The sequence below is a fragment of the Aeromonas sp. 600774 genome (genome assembly GCF_049175075.1).
Lineage (GTDB): Bacteria > Pseudomonadota > Gammaproteobacteria > Enterobacterales > Aeromonadaceae > Aeromonas > Aeromonas veronii_A.
On sequence record NZ_JAAKUJ010000002.1, the window covers coordinates 146,632 to 167,384 of the forward strand.

Annotated in this window: 17 protein-coding genes; 16 read left to right on the forward strand and 1 reads right to left on the reverse strand. The window is 59.0% G+C overall.

Features of this window, described 5'->3' with window-relative positions; genetic code table 11:
- Position 1 precedes the first annotated feature (1 nt).
- Together thrB and thrC are read left to right on the forward strand one after the other, a co-directional pair.
- On the forward strand, positions 2 to 997 hold the full coding sequence (gene thrB, locus G5171_RS03740) for a homoserine kinase (protein ID WP_201930137.1): 996 nt from the start codon (positions 2 to 4) through the stop codon (positions 995 to 997).
- Complete coding sequence (gene thrC, locus G5171_RS03745; RefSeq protein ID WP_421259846.1) at positions 994 to 2,268, forward strand: threonine synthase; 1,275 nt, start codon at positions 994 to 996, stop codon at positions 2,266 to 2,268. The genes thrB and thrC overlap by 4 nt, the downstream gene beginning before the upstream one ends.
- A 220-nt stretch (positions 2,269 to 2,488) precedes the next feature.
- On the opposite strand, the gene G5171_RS03750 is transcribed toward thrC, so the two are convergent.
- A complete protein-coding gene (locus tag G5171_RS03750) occupies positions 2,489 to 3,319 on the reverse strand; it encodes a hypothetical protein (protein WP_421259847.1) in 831 nt (276 codons plus the stop codon).
- Between the two features lie 703 nt (positions 3,320 to 4,022).
- Between G5171_RS03750 and G5171_RS03755 the strand changes: the two genes are divergently transcribed.
- The 14 genes from G5171_RS03755 to tssA all read left to right on the forward strand — a co-directional run bounded on the left by G5171_RS03755 (position 4,023) and on the right by tssA (position 20,738).
- Positions 4,023 to 4,400 (forward strand): hypothetical protein, encoded by a 378-nt coding sequence (locus tag G5171_RS03755; RefSeq protein WP_421259848.1) that lies wholly within the window; start codon positions 4,023 to 4,025, stop codon positions 4,398 to 4,400.
- Positions 4,401 to 5,369: 969 nt separating this feature from the next.
- Positions 5,370 to 5,873, forward strand: a complete 504-nt coding sequence (gene tssB, locus G5171_RS03760; protein WP_005347310.1) for a type VI secretion system contractile sheath small subunit — start codon at positions 5,370 to 5,372, stop codon at positions 5,871 to 5,873.
- A 37-nt stretch (positions 5,874 to 5,910) separates the two neighbouring features.
- Positions 5,911 to 7,392 carry a type VI secretion system contractile sheath large subunit gene (gene tssC / locus G5171_RS03765; protein WP_216978370.1) on the forward strand — a complete coding sequence of 494 codons (1,482 nt, stop codon included), beginning with the start codon at positions 5,911 to 5,913 and terminating at the stop codon, positions 7,390 to 7,392.
- A 6-nt stretch (positions 7,393 to 7,398) separates the two neighbouring features.
- The gene (gene tssE, locus G5171_RS03770) at positions 7,399 to 7,830 is read left to right on the forward strand and encodes a type VI secretion system baseplate subunit TssE (protein WP_005347308.1); all 432 of its coding nucleotides are present in this window, start codon (positions 7,399 to 7,401) and stop codon (positions 7,828 to 7,830) included.
- Positions 7,831 to 7,833: 3 nt separating this feature from the next.
- Positions 7,834 to 9,600, forward strand: a complete 1,767-nt coding sequence (gene tssF / locus G5171_RS03775; protein ID WP_216978371.1) for a type VI secretion system baseplate subunit TssF — start codon at positions 7,834 to 7,836, stop codon at positions 9,598 to 9,600.
- Positions 9,564 to 10,562: a type VI secretion system baseplate subunit TssG gene (tssG, locus tag G5171_RS03780; RefSeq protein WP_005347306.1), complete on the forward strand. Its 999-nt coding sequence runs from the start codon at positions 9,564 to 9,566 to the stop codon at positions 10,560 to 10,562. The genes tssF and tssG overlap by 37 nt, the downstream gene beginning before the upstream one ends.
- Positions 10,563 to 10,601: 39 nt before the next feature.
- Entirely contained in the window at positions 10,602 to 11,837 is a 1,236-nt protein-coding gene (gene tagH / locus G5171_RS03785) for a type VI secretion system-associated FHA domain protein TagH (RefSeq protein WP_421259849.1), read from the forward strand.
- A complete protein-coding gene (gene tssJ, locus G5171_RS03790) occupies positions 11,837 to 12,352 on the forward strand; it encodes a type VI secretion system lipoprotein TssJ (RefSeq protein ID WP_421259850.1) in 516 nt (171 codons plus the stop codon). Before tagH ends, tssJ begins: the two co-directional genes overlap by 1 nt.
- Before the next feature lie 2 nt (positions 12,353 to 12,354).
- Positions 12,355 to 13,689, forward strand: coding sequence for a type VI secretion system baseplate subunit TssK (gene tssK / locus G5171_RS03795; protein WP_421259851.1), 1,335 nt, complete (start codon positions 12,355 to 12,357; stop codon positions 13,687 to 13,689).
- Positions 13,690 to 13,712: 23 nt separating this feature from the next.
- A complete protein-coding gene (gene icmH / locus G5171_RS03800) occupies positions 13,713 to 14,492 on the forward strand; it encodes a type IVB secretion system protein IcmH/DotU (protein ID WP_005347302.1) in 780 nt (259 codons plus the stop codon).
- A gap of 20 nt (positions 14,493 to 14,512) precedes the next feature.
- Positions 14,513 to 17,155: a type VI secretion system ATPase TssH gene (tssH, locus tag G5171_RS03805; protein ID WP_421259852.1), complete on the forward strand. Its 2,643-nt coding sequence runs from the start codon at positions 14,513 to 14,515 to the stop codon at positions 17,153 to 17,155.
- 2 nt (positions 17,156 to 17,157) lie between these two features.
- On the forward strand, positions 17,158 to 18,696 hold the full coding sequence (locus G5171_RS03810; RefSeq protein WP_005347300.1) for a sigma-54 interaction domain-containing protein: 1,539 nt from the start codon (positions 17,158 to 17,160) through the stop codon (positions 18,694 to 18,696).
- Positions 18,696 to 19,301: a type VI secretion system-associated protein VasI gene (gene vasI / locus G5171_RS03815; protein WP_216978375.1), complete on the forward strand. Its 606-nt coding sequence runs from the start codon at positions 18,696 to 18,698 to the stop codon at positions 19,299 to 19,301. The genes G5171_RS03810 and vasI overlap by 1 nt, the downstream gene beginning before the upstream one ends.
- Positions 19,302 to 19,310: 9 nt before the next feature.
- Positions 19,311 to 20,738 (forward strand): type VI secretion system protein TssA, encoded by a 1,428-nt coding sequence (tssA, locus tag G5171_RS03820; protein WP_421259853.1) that lies wholly within the window; start codon positions 19,311 to 19,313, stop codon positions 20,736 to 20,738.
- The last annotated feature ends 15 nt before the right edge of the window (positions 20,739 to 20,753 follow it).

The window sequence follows — 20,753 nt, forward strand, 5'->3', positions numbered from 1 at the left end:
CATGAGTTCAGACATGTACCCCTCTTATATGACGGAAGGCGGCAGTGTCGTTGCCTACGCACCCGCCTCCAGCGCCAACCTGAGCGTGGGATTCGATGTACTGGGGGCGGCGCTCGCCCCCGTGGATGGCTCCCTCTTGGGCGATCGGGTGCAGGTAAAAGCGGCTGACGTGCCGTTCGCCCTCTCCGCCGTGGGCCGCTACGCCCACAAGCTGCCGGACGATCCGAAAAAGAATATCCTGTTCGACTGCTGGGTCGCCTATGGCGAGGCGCTGGAGAAGCGCGGCCTCGGTCTCAAGCCGCTTGAAATGGTGCTGGAGAAGAACCTGCCGGTCGGCTCGGGTCTGGGTTCCAGCGCCTGCAGCGTGGTGGCGGCGCTGGAGGGGCTCAACGCCTTTCACGGCGAGCCCCTCGATGAGCACGCCCTGCTGCTGCTGATGGGTGAGATGGAGGGGCGCATCTCCGGCTCCGTTCACTACGACAACGTGGCCCCCTGCTATCTCGGTGGCATGCAGCTGGTGGTGGAGGAGGCGGGCGTTATCAGCCAGGGCATTCCGGTGTTTGACGAGTGGTACTGGGTGGTCTGCTACCCGGGCACTGTGGTCTCCACCGCCGCGGCCCGCGCCATCCTGCCAGCCCAATATCGCCGTCAGGATTGCCTCACCTATGGCCGCCGTCTGGCTGCCTTTGTTCACGCCAGCTACACCGGGCAGGAGCCGCTGGCGGCGAGCGTGCTGAAAGACGTGATTGCCGAACCCTACCGCGCGGCGCTGATCGAAGGCTTTGCCGAGGTGCGGGCGCAGGCGGCCCAGAACGGAGCGCTGGCCACCGGCATCTCCGGCTCCGGCCCCACCGTGTTTGTGGTGATGAAGGAGCTGGCGCAGGCCGAGCGGATGAAGGATTGGATGGAAGCACATTTCGTGCAGAACGAAGATGGATTTGCCCGGGTCTGCAAACTGGACATGGCCGGGGCACGGGTAACAGGAAGCGAGCTATGAATCTCTACAACATCAAGGACAACAGCGAACAGGTGAACTTCGCGCAGGCGGTGCGTCAGGGCTTGGGTCGCGAACAGGGGCTCTTCTTCCCCGAACAACTCGAACCGCTCGCCGATGTGGATGCCCTGCTGGATCTGCCGCTGGCCGAACGCTCTGCCCGCATCCTGAGCCACCTGCTGGGGGACGAAGTGCCCGCCGCCAAGGTCAGCGAGCTGATCAACGCCGCCTTCACCTTCCCGGCGCCGCTGGTGAAGCTCAAGGATGGCACCTATGCCCTTGAGCTGTTCCACGGCCCGACCCTGGCGTTCAAGGATTTCGGCGGCCGCTTTATGGCCCAGTGCCTCGCGGCATTTAGAACCAACGACAAGATTACTATCCTCACCGCCACCTCCGGCGACACCGGCGCCGCCGTGGCCCACGCCTTCTACGGGCTGGAGGGGATCGAGGTAGTGATCCTCTATCCCAAGGGCAAGATCAGCCCCTTGCAGGAGAAGCTCTTCTGCACCCTCGGCGGCAATATCCGCACCATCGCCATCGATGGCGACTTCGATGCCTGTCAGGCACTGGTGAAACAGGCCTTTGACGATGAGGCGCTGAAACAGGCCATTGGCCTCAACTCCGCCAACTCCATCAATATCAGCCGTCTGCTGGCGCAGGTTTGCTACTACTTCGAGGCGGTGGCGCAGTTGCCGAAAGCCGATCGCGCCAAGGCGGTGATCAGCGTGCCGTCCGGCAACTTTGGCAACCTCACCGCAGGCTTGATTGCCAAGGCGCTGGGGCTGCCGGTGAAGCGCTTTATCGCCGCCACCAACGCCAACGATACCGTGCCGCGCTATCTGAAAACCGGTCAGTGGGAGCCGTACCAGACAGTGGCAACCCTGTCGAACGCCATGGATGTGAGCCGCCCTAACAACTGGCCGCGAGTAGAAGAGCTCTGCCGCCGCAAGGGTTGGGCGCTGGAGACCTTAGGGTCAGGCATGCGTGACGATGCCCAGACCCGCGATGCGCTGAAACGCCTGCATCAGCTGGATTACCTGTGCGAACCCCACGGCGCCATTGCCTGGGATCTGCTGGGGGAACAGCTGGCCGAGGACGAAGTGGGGGTGTTCCTCTGCACCGCCCATCCTGCCAAGTTCAAGGAGTCGGTGGACGAGATCCTGCATCTGGATGTACCGCTGCCCGGCCCGCTGGCCAAGCACGCCGAACTGCCGCTGCTCTCCGTTAATTTGCCTGCGGAGTTTGCCCGGTTAAGGGCGTTTTTGGTGGGTTAAGCCGCCGAGCTGAGATAACCGATAGAAATAAAAATCCCCCAGTGATGGGGGATTTTTTTGCATAGGGGCAGTGGGCTAAAGTTTGATGGTCTACTCAATTGAGCCAGAGTATTGGTTGGAGGTGTCGGAGTTAAATGATGAACCAACCAAGCAATGACTGGCTCAAAAAGGTGGGCCCATATTTTTTCCATAACAAGAAAGCGTAAGGTGTAAAATTTGGTTAGGAATTTATAGGGTAATACTCCACTTCGAATGACCATATGCTGTGACTAAGAGATTTGTATTTTAATGACGAATTAATGTCATAGCTTGAAATTTTTGACGCTATGCTCCCTCCTATTCCTAGGTCCTCTTTAAACTCTAATTTAATAAAGTTTTTTAGAAGGCTGCCATTAACTCTATCATGTGCCATAGTTCTTAGATCTGGGTCCATATCAACCCATGGTTTCAGATCTTCTGGTACGTGAGGAGGGTGCCTAGGTAATCCAAACTCTGAATATACACTCCTTGTCATTCTATTTGAGTTGTCAAATGACGCTTTAATTCCAATCTCACTCGCAGCTTCTGAAATTGATATTGTTCCACCTATAATCCCTCTTTTGGTTCTAACTTCGGCATGAATTAACGAGAGTTTCTTTGCACCTAAAGAGGAGGCAAGTAGTCTAAAAGCAGCTTCTTTTTCTCTTGACAGTACAATACTAAATTCCTCTGGTACTATATATCTCTCATGTTGTATAGGATGCTGTATATATATAGAGCCATCTGGTGGAGTTAGACCTACATTAAATTTAAACTGATTCACAGCATCGCGTGGGCTAAATAATTTTATTTCTGTATCTAAATCTATGATTCTATAAAAATCGCTGACAACCTCATCAAGGCTTTTATTTTTATAGTAAATTTCCAAGAAATGTTTAAGTATGGCATCTGTTTTAAAAAAAGGTATAGGTAAAAGGTTGTCGATAGTTGATTTTGCATATACCTTTGAGATCATTTTTATAAGACCAGCTTTAGAAGCTACAACAATAACTTTTCTATCAATACTGTTCATCTAAAATATCCATTTATTATGTTTGTCTAATTTTTGTAAATTATTGCTGTAGAGTAGCGTATGTTTTTTTAGAGCTCTAGGTCGGTAGTGCTTAACAAAGTAAGCCCAATGTTTGTCGTGAAAGTGAATTTTTATTTGGTTGTTTATTTTATATGGTCAAAACCTAGCTTGTTTTGGAAATTATATGTCCATTTGCTGGACTAACCTACGAAATGTATAAATCACGGAGCAAAACCCCACGCTACCGCCCGTGGATTACAGCCTCCAATATGCTCCATTAACCAGCGAGGGCAGTAGCCCACCACAGATGAATAGGCACCGGATGGCTATGTTAAGCCAATCGAATCTGGCCGCACCAGCCAAAAAGTGGCGTAACTGTCAGTAATAATTGGTTTTTTGCGCTGGTTCAAAAAACAGCAAAGGTCGGACGCCGGATTCCCATGGCCCTTGATTTTATTGGGGTTGGCGGGTATGGGTTGGAATTGGGGGGCAGGCTTGCCGCTGAGGGATGGCTGGCGGGGACAATCCCGCTCTGCCAATCGACGCTATAGTGCGGGCGATGGTTGCCCTCTGCTCCGCTCCCAAGCTGGCGAGGTGGGGGATCTGCGGCAACAATCAGCTGTTGCCATCACAGCCATTTGCAACACATTGTCATGCAAATATGACCATGCAAACACATCACCAGATAGAGAGGATATCTCCCATGACGCGTACCATTCTGTTCGGCCTGCTCTGCGGCAGCGTGCTGCTGGCCAACCCGGTCTTTGCCAACGACGCAGCCCAGTTGCAGTGCGAGGCGCAAGCCGCGGCCAAAAAGCTTAACGGCGCCGCCAAAACCAGCTTTGTCGGCAAGTGTGTGAAAGATGCCGCTGGCGCTGCGACCGGCGAGTGCGAGAAGGCTGCGGCAGACAAGAAGCTGGCCGGTGCGGCCAAGAACAGCTTTATCCAGAAGTGCGTGAAGACGGGCGCGGCAGTGGATCCGGCGGCCAAGTGCGAGAAGGCGGCGGCCGACAAGAAGCTGGCTGGCGCGGCCAAGAACAGCTTTGTCCAGAAGTGCGTGAAGGATAGCGCCGCCAAGTAAGGCATTTTCTCATCCGGTGTGTTTGCGGGGGCTATCAGGCCCCCGTGCTTTTTGGCGCACTGAACGACGCCTCTTGTGGAGTAAGATGCACTTCTCTATGTAGCAAAAGAGCGGTATCTGGTTGTGCCTCTTATTACGTCCCATCTCCCCAGCGAGGGATCCCTGCTCCGGTGGCTCGAGCGAACGGTTCGGCTCTCTGATCAAGGCTCATATTTATTCCCGGAGCCATACCATGCGCTTGGTGAATGATGGTGACATCCCTCTGCCTCTGCTGACTGGGCGCAGCGTCAAAACAGACGCAGGTGCTTGGGGGCTGATTTCCACTGCCCATTCCGTTCCAGATTGACTCCAGTGTTAGCAGGGAGTGCTCCCATTGACGGTGTTATGGCTTGCTCTCAAATAAATTTAATCAGGGATATAAACGCATCACTGTTTTTTAATGGCGTAATTTTTACTTATCTGTTTCTGCCATTTTTGACCTCTTGTTTTATGTCAGATTATTCCGATTGTCAGGTTGTCATTTCCGGTTACAATTTTGTTCAAGATCATGCCATCCAGCACGTATCACATTCCCTTGATTCATATATGTCAGAATTTGTCGTATATGGATGTGCCGAGAACAATAATGTGCCGAACAAGATGTCACTAAAGCTTCTGGCGCTGAAAACCTTTGTGAAATGAACGCATGTTTATGATTTTATTGTGTTTTGTTTTTATTTTTATGATGCAAAGCAACGAGGTAGCGTTGACGGTATCAAAAGAAATAAATATGAGGACAAGAGGGTGGGTGCCGTGCGGGTCGCTCCGTGACGGCTTATTGATATGTCACAAAATATTAAAGTTATTACTCGGAATTTTCCCTGTTTAATATGGTCATTGCTTCAACTGTAATTTATTACAGTTGAGGCTGGCTATATTGAATATAAGCTCAGCCCCTCTTGATAAAACCTCAAAATCGGGTACTAGAGCATGGGAAAAGGAATTGATGGCGCCACAGTCGCGCCCAAAGAACGTATAAATATCAAGTATGTACCGTCGACTGGTGGTCAACAGGGAGAAGTAGAACTTCCCCTGACCATGATGGTGGTCGGCAACATGAAAGGACGCACCGAAGATACCCCCATCGAGGAGCGTCAGACTGTCTCCATCGACAAGAATAATTTCTCATCTGTCATGAAAGAATCGGCATTGGAACTGAACTTCACCGTTCCAAATCGTCTGGAAGAGAACAGCCAGGACGAGCTGCCGGTTTCGATCAAAATCCAGTCCCTGGAAGACTTCACTCCTGACAATGTGGCCCAGCAAGTGCCCGAACTGCGCAAACTGCTGGAACTGCGTGAGGCGCTGGTTGCCCTGAAGGGGCCGCTCGGCAATATCCCTGCCTTCCGCAATCGTTTGCAGGATCTGCTGTCCAGTGATGAGGCTCGTGAGCAGTTGCTCAAAGAGCTGGATTTGATCAAGCCAGCCGAGTGATCGGCGGGTTGTATTGACTGAACGAGAAGGAACAAACATGTCTTTGGTCGAAGAACAGGTTCAAGCGGGGGCGAATGCCGCCTCCTCGTCCTCTTTGCTGGACGAAATCATGGCACAAGCGCGCATCACCCCGGTTGATGAGGGTTACAGCGTCGCCAAGCAGGGGGTCGCAGCCCTGATCGCCAACATTCTGGATAGCGGTACTGCCAGCAGTCCGGTGAACAAGGCACTGGTGGACAGCATGATTGTCGAGCTCGACAAGAAGCTCGGCAAGCAGATGGACGTCATCCTCCATGCCAAGCCGCTGCAGGAGATGGAGTCCTCCTGGCGCTCCCTGAAGTTGCTGGTGGATCGCACCGATTTTCGCGAGAACATCAAGGTCCAGGTGCTGCACGCCACCAAGGAAGAGCTGCTGGAAGATTTCGAGTTTTCCCCCGAAATCACCCAGTCCGGTCTCTACAAGCATGTCTACTCCAGCGGTTATGGACAGTTTGGTGGTCAGCCGGTGGGTGCCGTGATCGGTGATTACGCCTTTACCCACAGCGGACCCGATATCAAGCTGATGCAGTATGTCAGCGCGGTCGGCGCCATGGCTCATGCCCCCTTCATCTCTTCCGTTGCACCGACCTTTTTTGGTGTAGACAGCTTTACCGATCTGCCCTCCATCAAGGATCTGAAATCGGTATTCGAAGGGCCGGCCTACACCAAGTGGCGCGCCTTGCGCGAGTCGGAAGATGCCCGTTATCTGGGACTGACCGCACCGCGCTTCCTGGCCCGTCTGCCGTATGATCCGACTGAAAATCCCATCAAGGGCTTCAACTATCAGGAAGATATCAGCTCGGATCACAATCACTATCTGTGGGGCAACACCGCCTATCTGATGGGAACCTCCCTGACTGACAGTTTCGCCAAGTACCGCTGGTGCCCGAACATCATAGGTCCGCAGAGCGGTGGTGCCATCCACGATCTGCCGGTGCATGTCTATGAAGCCATGGGTCAGCTGCAGGCGAAGATCCCGACCGAAGTGCTGATCACTGACCGTCGTGAATACGAGCTGTCGGAAGAGGGTTTCATCACCCTGACCATGCGCAAGGACAGCGACAACGCCGCCTTCTTCTCTGCCAACTCGGTGCAAAAGCCCAAGGTGTTCCCGAACACCAAGGAAGGACGCGAGGCCGAAACCAACTACAAGCTGGGCACCCAACTGCCCTATATGTTCATCATCAACCGCCTGGCGCACTACATCAAAGTGCTGCAGCGCGAGCAGATCGGCTCCTGGAAGGAGCGTCAGGATCTGGAACGGGAGTTGAACAGCTGGATCCGGCAGTTTGTGGCCGATCAGGAAAATCCGCCGGCAGAGGTCCGCAGCCGTCGTCCGCTGCGCGCCGCCCAGATCAAGGTGCTGGATGTGGAAGGGGAGCCGGGCTGGTATCAGGTTGCCATGTCAGTGCGCCCGCACTTTAAGTACATGGGGGCGAGCTTCGAGCTCTCTCTGGTAGGTCGACTGGACAAGGAATAAGGCCCGATGCCGTATCTCTCTTCCTGGGATAGAGGAAATGCGGCCAGCCTGTTCGATCGCATACGGGGGGAGGGGCTGAGCCCTTCTCCCCGTTCGGAGGTTGAGGAGTTGGTTGATTCTGTCAAGCGGCAGCTCGAACAGATCCTCAACACCCGTCCCGGCAATTGCCGCAGTGCTCCCGAGCTTGGCGTCATCGATCTCAATGACGCCACTCAGGGCAGTGCGGATATCAAGGGGCGGATCCGCGAAGCGATCCGGCAATGCATCCGTCGTTATGAACCGCGGATTGTGCATGTGGATGTCCGTTCACCCGACTATCAGGCGAGTCCGCTCGAGATGTCGTTTCAGGTGACGGCCCACGTGCGGCTGGAGCATATCGAGCAAGTTACCTCGTTCAACGTCCATATGGACAGTCACCGTCACTACCGCATGGTCTGATCAATGTCGCTGGAACATTACTTCAGGGATGAGTTGGCTTTTTTGCGCCTGCAAGGGCGCGAATTTGCCGATAGCTATCCCGAACTCACCCGTTTTTTGTCGGAGCAGAATACCGACCCGGATGTGGAACGCCTGCTGGAAGGCTTTGCGTTTCTCACGGGCAACTTGCGCGCAAAAATTGAAGACGAGTTTCCCGAGCTGACCCACGGTCTGCTCAATATGCTCTGGCCAAACTACCTGCGTCCCGTCCCCAGCATGACCATCATGCAGTTTTCGGTTATTCCGGGGGCCATCGCCCAGCCCGCGCTGGTGAAGCAGGGCTGCCAACTCGACAGTCTGCCTATTGACGATGTGACCTGTCATTTTCAAACCTGTCACGATGCCTGGGTCTATCCGGCCGAGATGCGCGAGGTGACGGCGCAAAGTGGCAACGATCTTTCGACCATCTCGCTCGATATTGCCCTGCATGCCCCCTTGCTGCTCAGCGAGTTGCAGCTGGACAAGCTGCGCTTCTTCCTGGGTGGCGACAGCTACACCGCGTATGAGCTCTACTTCTGGCTCGCCAACCAGCTCTCCCATATCGAGCTGGAGATCGACGGCAAGCGCTTTCGTCAGGAGGCCAGGGCCCTTAAATCGGTCGGCTTCGAGCGCGACGATGCGCTGTTGCCCTATCCGAACAACGTCTATTCCGGCTACCGGATCCTGCAGGAGTATTTCTGCTTTCCGGAGAGCTTCCTCTTCTTCGAACTCTCCGGTGGCGAGTGGCCCAAACAGCCGCTGCCGGTGAGTGAATTCAAAATTCATTTCTGTTTCGACCGGCCCTTGCCGGCGGAACTCAAGATCCGTCCCGACTCTTTCATGCTCAACTGTGTGCCGGCCATCAACCTGTTCCAGCACGACAGCGAGCCGGTCAATCTCAACGGCCGTCAGGCGGAATATCCGCTCAAGGCGAGCTATCGCTATGCGGACAGTTTCGAAATTTTCTCGGTGGATCAGGTTGAAGGCTGGGTCGAGGGCAATCTGGGGCGCTCTCGCGGCACGCCGCGCATCTATCAGCCGTTCGAAAGTTTTCAGCACCAGATAGAGCGGGCCAAGCAGCGGCTGGCGCTCTATTACCGGGTGCGCGTCAGGGAGTCGGTAAGTGGTGATGGTTTCGAGCACAGCCTCTCGTTTGTGCGGGGCGATGAAACCACCACGGTCGATCTCGATGAATCCATCTCGGTGACGCTTACCTGTACCAACCGCTCCCGCGCCGCCCGCCTCAAGGTCGGCAGCATCTGCGTGCCGACCGGCAGCTCGCCCTCGTTTGCCACCTTCCGCAACCTGATCCGGCCGACCCGGCCGCTGCGCCCGGCACTGGATGGCAGCCTGCACTGGACCCTGATTTCCAACCTGTCGCTCAACTATGTCTCTCTGCTGCGCCGCGATGCCCTGGTGCAGGTGCTGCGTACCTACGACTTTCCCGCTTTGCACGACAAGCAGGCGGAGCAGGCGTCGCGCAAGCGGCTGGCGGGCATCGAGGAGATCGAGACCAAGCCGGTGGACAGGCTGGTGCGCGGCATGCCGGTGCGGGGGCTCAAGTCGGTGCTCTCCATCCGTCAGTCCGCCTTTGGCAGCGAAGGGGAGCTCTATCTGTTCAGTACCGTGCTGGCCCATTTCTTCTCGCTCTATGCCAGCGTCAACGCCTTCCACCTGCTTGAGGTGGTCAATCTCGATAACAAGGAGCGCTATCAGTGGCCAGTCCAGATCGGTCAGCACTCCCTGATGTGAGCGCCGCCAACGAGGCGCCCCGTTTTAATTTCTTCCAGCTGGTTGAGCTGCTCAACCGGCTCGATGGCGCCGATCAGGAGCGTGGTCTCGACCACCTGCCAAGTGACGAGAATATTCGTTTCAAGGCGACCGCATCGCTGGGCTTTCCCACCAGTGACGTGCTGCAGATTGGCCGCGACGAGAAGGGGCGCCACGAGCTGGAAGTGGCCTTTCTGGGTCTGCACGGCAGCCAGTCGCCGATGCCGGGGTACTACCTCGACTCATTGGCGTGGGAGTACGCCCAGGGTGAGCAGAAGCTCGGCCTGTTTCTGGATTTCTTCCACCACCGTCTGCTGACCCTGCTGCACCGGATCTGGCGCAAGTATCGCTACCACGTCCGTTTTCAGGACGACGGTGAGGATGGGTTCTCCCGCCTGATGTTTGCGCTGGTGGGGCTTGGCAACGACGCCGTCTGCCAGAGCCTGCCGGTCAACCGCGCCAAGATGCTCTCCTATGCGGGCATGCTGGCCAGCCCCAGCCGCTCGCCCGAGGTGGTCGCCGGTCTGGTGGCCCACTGCTTCGATCTGGCGGATGTAGAGGTGAGCGCCTGGCAGTGGCGCAAGGTGCCTATCCATGAGGAGCAGCAAAACCGTCTGGGCGGCGCTGGCGTTACCTTGGGGCAGGACTTCGTCATCGGTGACAAGGTCAATGATTGTGCCGGCAAGTTTTTATTGAAAATCAATGATCTGAGTTTTGGCCAGTTTCTCGGATTTCTCCCGAACGGGGAGCATTTCCACGCCCTGGTGACCTTTGTCTCCTTCATCTTGCGCGATCAGCTGGCCTGGGATCTGCGGCTTGGCTTCGGCCAGGAGCAGGCCAAGGGGCTGCGACTTGGTGAAGAGCAGAGTGCCCGTCTGGGGTGGAGTACCTTTCTCGGCCAACCGCCGAGTGATCCGTTCGTGACGATCTGTGTACAGGAATAAGCACAGAAATTCAGTGTAGGAATACGTGCAGGAGTGAATGTGGACGACTTTAACCAGCAACTATCTCTGGTGGTGCTTAACAGCGAGCAGCTCGACGGCAGCCAGCAGGTGCAATATCGCTTCGACGAGATGGGAGGCACCCTGGGCTCCTCCGAACAGGATGACTGGCAACTGCGAGACAGGTTGGGGGCGGTGATGCCGGCCCATGCCCGGGTCGAGCTCAATGATGGTCGTTTCTGCCTGTGCGATCTGAGCGGCCAGACCTACATCAATGGTGCCACCTCGCCCATCGGGCGGGCTCGCAAGGTGCATCTGGAGCAGGGGGACGAGCTGGTGGTCGGCCCGTTCCGGCTGCGCGCCTATCTCGGTGCCATTTCCCCCGAGCAGAGCCTGCAGCAGGTGCTGGGCAACCGTCCAACCGAACAGCTTGATGAGTGGCTGGCCAGCGATCACCACCACACCCAGACCCTGGATGATCCTCGGACCCTGGCGGTCGACCCCCTGCTGGCATTGCAGCAGGAGCGTGCGGCTCCTGGCCCGCTGATGGATACCCAGCCGCAGGCTCAACCGCATTTTCAACCGGAGATGGACACCCTCTCCCTTGCCCCTTTTTCTGCTGTCGAGAACACCATGAACCAAGAATTTCTGGATATGCCCAACATCGAGAACCATCCCGATTTCATGCCGCAGGAGGGAGTCGATCATGTTGCCCTGACGCCGCTGATGCGCGGGCTGGGTCAGCCGTTGCAGTTGCAGGACACCCGACAGGCTCACGACATGCTCGAAGAGATGGGCAAGACAGTGCGGGCCATGGTGGAGGGGTTGCTGCAACTGCAAAGCGATCAGGCTGCGCTGGCAGACAAGCACCTGCGCCCCATCGAGGACAACCCGCTGCGCCTTGGCCTTGATTATGACGAGACCCTGGCGGTGCTGTTTGCCGAGCAGAAGAGCCCGGTGCACCTGAGCGCGCCGGCCGCGGTGGCCGAGAGCCTGCACAACGTGCGCATTCACCACGTGGCGAACCAGCAGGCCATCAGTGCGGCGCTCGACAGCATCCTGCAGGCCTTCTCGCCGGAAGCCTTGCTCGGCCGTTTCGAGCAATACCGCCGCAGCGGCGCGCCGGGGATGGCTGATGAGGGGTGGGCCTGGAACATGTACCAGCACTACTACCGCGAGCTCACCTCTGCCCGTCAGCAGGGGTTCGACAAGCTGTTCCATCAGGTCTACGCCCAGGCCTATGACCAGGCCGTGCGTCAGCAACAGGGACTGATTTGATGATACGTGCACTGTGGTTTGGGGCCTGTCTGCTGGCCCTGGCCGGTTGTACCACCATGGGCAAGATGGCCGATGTGGTCATGAACCCGGATGTCCAGGTGGGGAGCAACGATGACCAGCCCTCCACCCTGGGGCTGAGCCTGCTGGCGGAGCCTGACGTCAACCCCAACGAGAGTGGGGAGGCGGCGCCGATCGAGTTTCAGGTGGTGCTGCTGGCGGAAGATTCCAGGCTGCTCGCCACCGACTACGACCAGGTGACGGCAGATGTGGAGAAGGCCCTTGGCAAGAACTACCTCGACCATCAGGAGTACACCCTGCTGCCCGGCCAGTTCAAATACCTGCCCCCCGTCAAGCTCGACGAGAAGACCCGTTACATCGGCGTGATTGCACGTTACGCCGACCCGGACAGCGCCGAGTGGCGCAAGGTCATCAAGATCAAGAGCAAGGGAATGGCCTATCAAATCCTGGTGCACCTGCGCCTGGATGAAGTGGAACTACAAAAAGAAGAAGAATAACCATGTCGAGTCGAAATCGGGTTATCTGGCGTGAAGGGCTCTTTATCAAGCCCCAGCACTTCCAGCAACAACAGAGACATTCGGATTACGCGCTGCACGCTCGCCTGAGCGCGCTCAGCGACTACTTCTATGGCTTGCAGTCGCTCGCCATCAATGAGGATTATCTCGGCTTTGGCCGCATTGCGCTGGTGGGGGCCACAGGTATCCTGCCGGACGGCACCGTGTTCAACATCCCGAACGACGATATGCTGCCGACTCCGCTGGAGATCACCGACGCTTCGGTCGCCAACCAGAAGGTCTATCTGGCGCTGCCGCTCTCGGTGAGCGGGGTCAACGAGGTGGGGCAGGGCGGTCAGGTCGCTACCCGACTGCAGGCCCATCGCCACGATGTGCGCGACCTGCACAGCGAAGGGGGGGATGTGGTCTCCCTCGAAGTGGGGCGGGTCAGCCTGCGCCTGATGCTGGAGCGGGAAGATCGCAGCGCCTACGCCTCGCTCGCCATCGCCCGCATCCTGGACAAACGTCCGGACGGCGGTCTGGTGCTGGATCCCAACTTCATGCCCTGCAGCATCAGCGTATCCGCCATCCCGACCCTCAAGCGCTTCCTCGGCGAGTCGGCTGGGTTGGTTGCCGAGCGGGCTCGCAGCCTCTCCCAACGCATCGCGGCGCCGGGTCAGCAGGGGGTTGCCGATGTGGCCGAGTTCATGATGCTGCAGCTGCTCAACCGCGCTCAGCCCCAGCTCTCCCATCTGGCGCGCCTTGGTACCCTGCACCCCGAGCGGTTGCACGAGGCGCTGGTGCAGCTGTGCGGCGAGCTGATGACCTTTACCGACGAGTCCCGCCTGCCGCCCGAGTTCCCCGCCTATCGTCACGACGACCAGCAGGTGAGCTTCGAGCCGGTGATGCTGGCCCTGCGTCAGGCACTCAGTACCGTGTTGTCGCCGCGTGCCGTCTCCATCCAGCTGCGCAAACACCAGTACGGCATCATGGTGGCCATGGTAAGCGAGAGCGAGCTGATGCAGAGCGCCGACTTCGTGCTGGCAGTGCGTGCCCGCATGCCTCAGGAGCAGCTGCGCAAACAGCTGCTGCAGCAGACCAAGGTGGCCTCCAGCGACAAGATCCGCGAGCTCATCAGCCTGCAACTGCCGGGGATTCCGCTGCTGCCGCTGCCGGTGGCGCCGCGCCAGCTGCCCTACCACGCCGGTTACAGCTACTTCCAGCTCGACCGTCAGAGCCCGGCCTGGCAGATGCTGGCGGTCAGCAACACCCTCGCCTTCCACATTGCCGGCGATTTCCCCGAGCTCGACATGCAGCTCTGGGCCATCCGTAGCCAGTGATCGCATCAAGGAAACAAGCAGAGATGACCACGGACATTATCAAGAACGAGCAACTGAGCGACCTGCTGTTCGATCATGCCGAGCAGCTGGACATGGACTCGGACTACTGGTTTCGCCTGCGCGGCCAGAGCATCAACCCGATGATCGATGCGGTGACCCCCTTGCTGGGGCTGGTGCAGCGGGTACGCCTGCTGTCGCGCTACGACCGGGTGCCCGAGCTCTACCAGCGGGTGGTGACCGAGATCCAGTCCATCGAACAGGAGCTGATGGCGCAGGGCTACGAGAACGGCGTTGTCCTCTCGTTTCGCTACATCCTCTGCACTTTTATCGATGAGGCGGTGATGGGACGTGACTGGGGTAGCCAGAGTGAATGGTCCCAACACTCCCTGCTGGCCCGCTTTCACAACGAGACCTGGGGGGGCGAGAAGGTGTTCGTACTGCTGGCGCGCCTGCAGGAGGACCCGGTGCGCTATCGCGACATTCTGGAGTTCATCTATCTCTGTCTGTGCCTCGGTTTCGAGGGGCGCTACAAGGTGATGAGCCAGGGCCGTGACGAGTTTGAACGGATCGTCAAGCAACTGCACAAGCAGCTGTCACCTGAAAGTGGCGGCGAGGCCCCCAGCGTGTTTCATCTTGATCTCGGTCAGCAGGCATCTCGCTACCAGCTGCGCAAGCAAGTCTCCCTGCGCACCCTGTTTATGGGCGGCGCGCTGATCCTGGCCATCATCTTTGGCCTCTATCACCACCAACTCGATAACCAGACCCAGGACGTACTGCGTCAACTGGGCGAATTATTAAAATAAAATACTAAGGAGAGCACGCCGTGATTCGTATAGAGCTACCGGTACTGGTGGAGAGACTCAACCCCATCTGCCGTCACATGCTGGAGGAGGCCGCAGCCCTCTGCGTCAATCATCAAGGGGCCGAGATCCGCATCGAGCACCTGCTGCTGAAAATGCTGGAGACCCCCCTCTGCGATGTGCGCCAGATCCTCAAACGGGCCGAGGTCGAGGTTGAAGAGTTAAAGAGCCTGCTGCAACCCTCGGCGGCCGATAACGGTTATGGTCAGGGTTATCCCTCCTTCTCGCCGCTATTGGTGGAGTGGCTGCAAGACAGTTGGTTGCTCGCCTCCGCCGAGCTGCAACACGGCCAGCTGCGCAGTGGCGTCATGCTGCTGGTGCTGCTGATGACCCCCCACCGTTACCTGCCGGGCTCGGTGACCCGTCTGCTTGCCAACGTCAATCGCGAACTGCTGCGCCAGCAGTTCGACGACTGGGTCAAAGATTCCGCAGAAACCCAGATTACCGTTGCGGCGAATGGTACTGCCACTCAGGCTGCATTGCCCGCGGACGCCAGCTTGCTGGCCCGCTTTACCGTCAATGTGACAGAACAGGCCCGTCAGGGGGCGCTTGACCCCGTACTCTGCCGGGATCACGAGATTGATCTGATGATCGACATTCTCTCCCGTCGCCGCAAAAACAACCCCATCGTGGTGGGGGAGGCGGGTGTCGGTAAAAGTGCCCTGATCGAAGGGTTGGCACTGCGCATCGTCGCAGGCCAGGTGCCGGAAAAATTGCGCGATGTGGAGCTGATGACCCTGGATCTTGGCGCCATGCAGGCCGGAGCCTCGGTCAAGGGGGAGTTCGAGAAGCGTTTCAAGGGGGTGATGCAGGAGGTCAAGGATGCCGTGCGACCTGTCATCCTCTTTATCGATGAGGCTCACACCCTGATTGGTGCCGGCAACCAGGCGGGCGGCATGGATGTCTCCAACCTCATCAAGCCCGCGCTGGCACGGGGCGAGCTGCGCACCATCGCTGCCACCACCTGGGGCGAGTACAAGAAGTACGTTGAAAAAGATGCCGCCCTGTCGCGCCGCTTCCAGCTGGTGAAAGTGGGTGAACCCAATGCAGATGAAGCCACCGTGATCCTGCGCGGCCTGCGCAGCATCTACGAGAAGGCCCATGGGGTGCTGATTGACGAGGAGGCGCTGCAAGCTGCGGCCCAGCTCTCCGCCCGTTACATCTCCGGCCGTCAGCTGCCGGACAAGGCGATCGACGTACTCGATACCGCCTGTGCCCGGGTGGCCATCAACCTCACCACGCCGCCACGCGCCGTCAGTCACCTGCAAAACGAACTGCGCCAGCGCGAGCTGGAGATCCGTCAGCTGGAGCGCCAGAGCCTGATTGGTCTGGGTGACAACGATGAGCGCCTCGCCGAACTGCAAGCGGCCCAGCAGACCTGTCGTGACAACCTGCGTGAGCAGGAAGCCCGATGGCAGCAACAGCAGGGGCTGGTGCATCGGATTGTCGAACTGCGTGCCGCCCTGCTGGCGGATCAGCAGGATGAGATGCTGGCCAGAGAGGCGCTGGATCTCGCCGATGCGCCGCTCGATCCGCAAGCGGCCGCCGGGCAGCTTGCCGGGCTCGAGCGAGAATTGTCCGAGCTGCAACAGGGTGAGGTGCTGGTCTCTGCCCACGTCGACAAGACTCAGGTCGCCGCGGTGATAGCCGAGTGGACCGGGGTGCCGCTTAATCGCATCTCCCAGGGGGAGCTGGATGTGGTGACCCGTCTGCCGGAGTACCTTGGCGAGCTTATCAAGGGGCAGGATGTGGCGGTGGCTCACCTGCACAAGCACCTGCTGACCGCCCGCGCCGACTTGCGTCGTCCGGGCCGTCCGCTGGGGGCCTTCCTGCTGGTGGGGCCAAGCGGGGTCGGCAAGACCGAAACCGTGCTGCAGATTGCCGAGCTGATGTTTGGCGGTCGCCAGTATCTCACCACCATCAACATGTCCGAATATCAGGAGAAGCACACTGTCTCGCGCCTGATCGGCTCGCCGCCCGGCTATGTCGGTTTTGGCGAGGGGGGCGTGCTGACTGAGGCAATCCGTCAGAAGCCTTATTCCGTGGTGCTGCTGGACGAGGTGGAGAAGGCCCATCCGGACGTGCTCAACCTCTTCTATCAGGCGTTCGACAAGGGCGAGCTGGCGGATGGGGAAGGGCGGATCATCGACTGCAAGAACGTGGTCTTCTTCCTCACCTCCAACCTCGGTTTCCAGACCATCGTTGAGTATGCCGAGCAGCCCGATGTGCTGCTGGATGCCCTCTATCCGGAGCTCGCCGCCTTCTTCAAACCGGCCCTGCTGGCGCGGATGGAGGTGATCCCCTACCTGCCGCTCGGTCACGACACGCTGGTGCAGATCGTCGGTGGCAAACTCAACCGGCTGGTCAAGCTGCTCAAGGAGCGTTTCGGTGCGGAGGTGGTGCTGGAGAGCGAGGTGGCCGAGGAGATCCTGCTGCGGGCCAACCGTAGCGAGAACGGCGCGCGGATGCTCGAATCCGTCATCGATGGCGCCCTGTTGCCGCCGGTCTCCCTGCAACTGTTGCAGCGCTTCTCGGCCGGTGAGCCCATCAACCGGGTGCGCTTCTCGGTGGCCGATCACCAGTTTGTGGCCGAGGTGGAGGGCTGACCATGGAGCAAGCCCTCGCATTCGCCCTCGCGCTCACCTCGCAACGGGATGAACAACATCTCTGCCACTGGTGGAGCTCGACCCTCAATGCCAGCTTCCAGCCCAAAGGCTTGCTGCTTGGCATGCTGGATGTGAGCGGCCGTCAGCTGGAGTGCAAAGGGTGGGTCAAGGGGCAGGAGGTGGCGCTGGCGCTGGCGGTGGATGATTTCTCTCATCCCCTTGCCTATGTGCTGCACAAGGCGCAATCCCGCACCTGGGACTCCCTCCATGGTGGCGCTCGCATCGAGCATGCCGGTTTTCGTGAACTGCTGGCCAACCTTGGCCAGCCGTGCGGCCTGCACGCTTTTCCACTCAATGATGGCAACGGCAAGCCGTTTGCCGTGCTGGCGATGATGGACAGCGGCGATGTGCTGCAGGAGTGGGCGGCCCGCCCCGAGCTGGCCAGTCTGGCCCAGGTCTTTTGCAACCAGCTCACCCTGATCCGCGATCTGGGACGTAGCCGCCGGGATCAGAGCGTGCTGCGCGACTCCCTGCGTCAGATAAAGGGGGAGGGGGAGCGCCAGCGCCAGCATGAGAAGTTGCTGGGCGAGCAGTTGGTTGGCCAGTCGGCGGTGATCCGCGGCCTGCGCGAGCAGATCGCCCAGGCGGGCCAGCACAAGCTGACCGTGCTCATTCAGGGGGAGACCGGCAGTGGCAAGGAGGTGGTCGCCCGGCTGGTGCATAAGTGCTCCGATCGCGCCAACAAGCCCTTCGTCGCCATTAACTGCGCCGCCATTCCGGAGAATCTCATCGAGAGCGAGCTGTTCGGTTATCAGAAGGGAGCCTTCTCCGGTGCCCTCTCCAACAAGACCGGGCTGGTGGCGCAGGCCAATGGTGGCACCCTGTTTCTCGATGAAGTGGGCGACATGCCCGCCGCCATGCAGGCCAAGCTGCTGCGGGTGCTGGAAACCCGCAGCTACCGGCCCCTTGGGGCAGAGCAGGAGTATCACTCCGATTTTCGCCTCATCGCGGCCACTCATCAGCCGCTGACCCGCCATGTGGAGGAGGGGCGGTTCCGTGCCGACCTCTACCATCGTCTCTGCCAGTGCCTGCTGCTGATCGCCCCGTTGCGAGAACATATCGAAGATGTGCCGCTGCTGTGCCAGCACTTCATGGCCCAGTTTGCCGCGCAGGATGACAAGGGACTGGCTGGCTTGCAGCGCAAGTTCCTCAAGCAACTGCAAAGTTACGACTTCCCCGGCAACGTGCGCGAGTTGCGCAACCTGCTGGAGGTGGCCTGTGCCCACACCCGTCACGGTGAAGAGGTAGGGCTTGGCGCCTTGCCGCCGGAACTGCGGGATCGGGTCTGTGCCGAGCTGCCCGATGCGCTGGATGATTACAACCATATCCGCGATCTGCGCCGGGCCATGCAGCAGTACGAGGCATCGGTGATTGAAGCGCGCCTGCGCTACTTTCAGGGCAATCGCATGCTGGTGGCCGAGAGCCTCAATATTCCCAAGCGCACCCTGGATCACAAGTGCCAGAAACTGGAGGTGAACTGATGATCATCATGGGTTTGTTGCCCCTGCTGCTGGCGACCGGCAACGCAGTCCCCCCCCTCGATATGGCGGGTTGGCAAGCGTGTCGCCGCGAGCCATCTCCGCTGATCCGGCTCGCCTGTTATGACGCCCTTGGCAATGAGGCGATGCCATCAGGCAGCAAGGAGAGCACCAAGTCTCCGTCCTGGCTGGCGATAGCGGAGCAGGAGTTGGCACGAGTGCCCGATAGCTCCCCCTTCCTGTTGCGACAGGATGAGGAGAGCGGCACGGCGGTACTGACCCGTCCGGCCCTGCGCGGTGCCACCCTGGCGATCGGCTGCGTCAACAACATCACCCATATCCGCTTGCGACTGGATGCGCCGTGGCGCGGGGAGAGTGTCGAGGTCGCGCTGGATGGACAAGCCACTCGCAGCAGTCAGAGCTGGTTTATCCGGGATCAGGGATGGCTGCTCGAATATGGCCGCGGTCTGCCCGCTATAGAGGAGCTCAAACGCTGGATTGGTCATCGTGAATTGCAGGTTCAGGCGGCCAACGGTGCCTTGCTGCGGGTCGATCTCGGCGGCCTGAAAGAGGCGCTGATACCGGTGCGCCAACAGTGTCGCTGGTAGGGGGGGCAAATGAGCTATCAACACCCCTGGTGTAGCCGTCTGCTCACCAGCTTGCCGGATGCACAGATCAAAGGGGCTGTGCTGGCCGATGAACCGCGCTGGGACTATGTGGAGACCGAGCTGGTCAAGTTGGGCTCCCTTGCCCACAGCCAGGTCGATCTCAATGCGGTGGCCGAAGCCTGTCTGGGGTTGCTGGAGAGTCGCACCAAGGATATGCGGGTGTTGGCCCAGCTGTTGCGCTGCCTGCAACATCCGGCCAAAGCGACCCCGATGGGAGCGGCATTGAGTTTGCTGGAAGCCTGGATCAAGGCTTACTGGCTGTTGGCCTGGCCCGGGAATGCGGCTCAGAAGCAGCGATTGATGGTGCAGATCATCAAGCGCTTCGAGGGGGCCCTGCCGAGGGTGAGCGAGAGCGCTTCGGCGGCCGAGCTGGCTCAGTTGCTGGCGCAGGCTGAACAGCTGGAGGCCGTCTGGCTGGCCCAGTGCCCCGACAAGAGCGAGCTGCTGGATCCCCTGATGATGGGGTTGAAGCGAGCGCAGCGACAACAGGTTGTCCAGGCTCAGGCTGATGCCGGAACTCAACCTGCAAGCAGCGCTGTTGCAGCCACCGCCAGCGCGAGCAGCATGGCGAGCGCTATGGTGCTCAGTGGCAGCAGCAAGGGCTCCGGCATCGAGATTGACAACTCCAACGATCGGGCATGGCGACAGACCCAGCTCAAGGTGGCGGAGCTGCTGATTGAGCGCCAGCCGGAGGCTGCGATCGGTTATCGGCTGCGTCGTCACGCCATCTGGGCCGGCATCACCACCCCGCCGATGACGGCGCAGGGGAACAAAACCCAGCTGGCCTCCATGTCGGTGGACATGGTGGATGAGTATCGCGCCGCCATGGGCACGCCAGATCTGGCGCTCTGGCAGCGCATCGAGCAGAGCCTGACGCTGGCCCCTTACTGGTTCGAGGGGCACAGGCTCTCGGCCGAGGTGGCCCAGAAGCTGGGATATGGCGCGGTGGCGCAGGCGATCATGGCGGAGCTGGATGCGTTTTTGCTGCGTCTTCCCGCGCTGCGGGATCTTACCTTCAGCGATGGTTCTCCGTTTCTCTCCTCCGAGTGCAGTCGCTGGTTGCAGCCTGCCAAGAGCAGTGGGGGCAGCAGCGGACAGGCCGAGCTGGCCGAGGAGGTCGCCTTGCGTCATGGGGAGCAGGGGATTGCCGCCGCGCTCTCCCTGCTTGATGAGCGGATGGCACAGATGAAAGAGCCAAGAGCCCGCTTCCATGCCTTGCTGGTGCAGGCGGAGTTGTTGGAGCAGGAAGGCATGGAGGCGCTTGCGCGCCAGCAATATCAACACTTGTGGCAAGAGGCAGATCGCCTCGGGTTGTCGCAGTGGGAGCCCGGGTTGGTCAGCCGCCTGGCCCCCTATGCCACCCATTTGCCGAAATAAGTGCCGAAATGAGTC

Bases quoted from the DNA above. Each gene is read 5' to 3' on its own strand.
- G5171_RS03755 (WP_421259848.1), top strand. From the start codon at position 4,023: ATGACGCGTACCATTCTGTTCGGCCTGCTCTGCGGCAGCGTGCTGCTG.
- tssA (WP_421259853.1), top strand. From the start codon at position 19,311: ATGAGCTATCAACACCCCTGGTGTAGCCGTCTGCTCACCAGCTTGCCG.
- vasI (WP_216978375.1), top strand. From the start codon at position 18,696: ATGATCATCATGGGTTTGTTGCCCCTGCTGCTGGCGACCGGCAACGCA.
- tssE (WP_005347308.1), top strand. From the start codon at position 7,399: ATGCCGTATCTCTCTTCCTGGGATAGAGGAAATGCGGCCAGCCTGTTC.
- icmH (WP_005347302.1), top strand. From the start codon at position 13,713: ATGACCACGGACATTATCAAGAACGAGCAACTGAGCGACCTGCTGTTC.
- thrC (WP_421259846.1), top strand. From the start codon at position 994: ATGAATCTCTACAACATCAAGGACAACAGCGAACAGGTGAACTTCGCG.
- tssK (WP_421259851.1), top strand. From the start codon at position 12,355: ATGTCGAGTCGAAATCGGGTTATCTGGCGTGAAGGGCTCTTTATCAAG.
- tssB (WP_005347310.1), top strand. From the start codon at position 5,370: ATGGGAAAAGGAATTGATGGCGCCACAGTCGCGCCCAAAGAACGTATA.
- tssF (WP_216978371.1), top strand. From the start codon at position 7,834: ATGTCGCTGGAACATTACTTCAGGGATGAGTTGGCTTTTTTGCGCCTG.
- G5171_RS03750 (WP_421259847.1), bottom strand. From the start codon at position 3,319: ATGAACAGTATTGATAGAAAAGTTATTGTTGTAGCTTCTAAAGCTGGT.
- tssJ (WP_421259850.1), top strand. From the start codon at position 11,837: ATGATACGTGCACTGTGGTTTGGGGCCTGTCTGCTGGCCCTGGCCGGT.
- G5171_RS03810 (WP_005347300.1), top strand. From the start codon at position 17,158: ATGGAGCAAGCCCTCGCATTCGCCCTCGCGCTCACCTCGCAACGGGAT.
- tssC (WP_216978370.1), top strand. From the start codon at position 5,911: ATGTCTTTGGTCGAAGAACAGGTTCAAGCGGGGGCGAATGCCGCCTCC.
- thrB (WP_201930137.1), top strand. From the start codon at position 2: ATGAGTTCAGACATGTACCCCTCTTATATGACGGAAGGCGGCAGTGTC.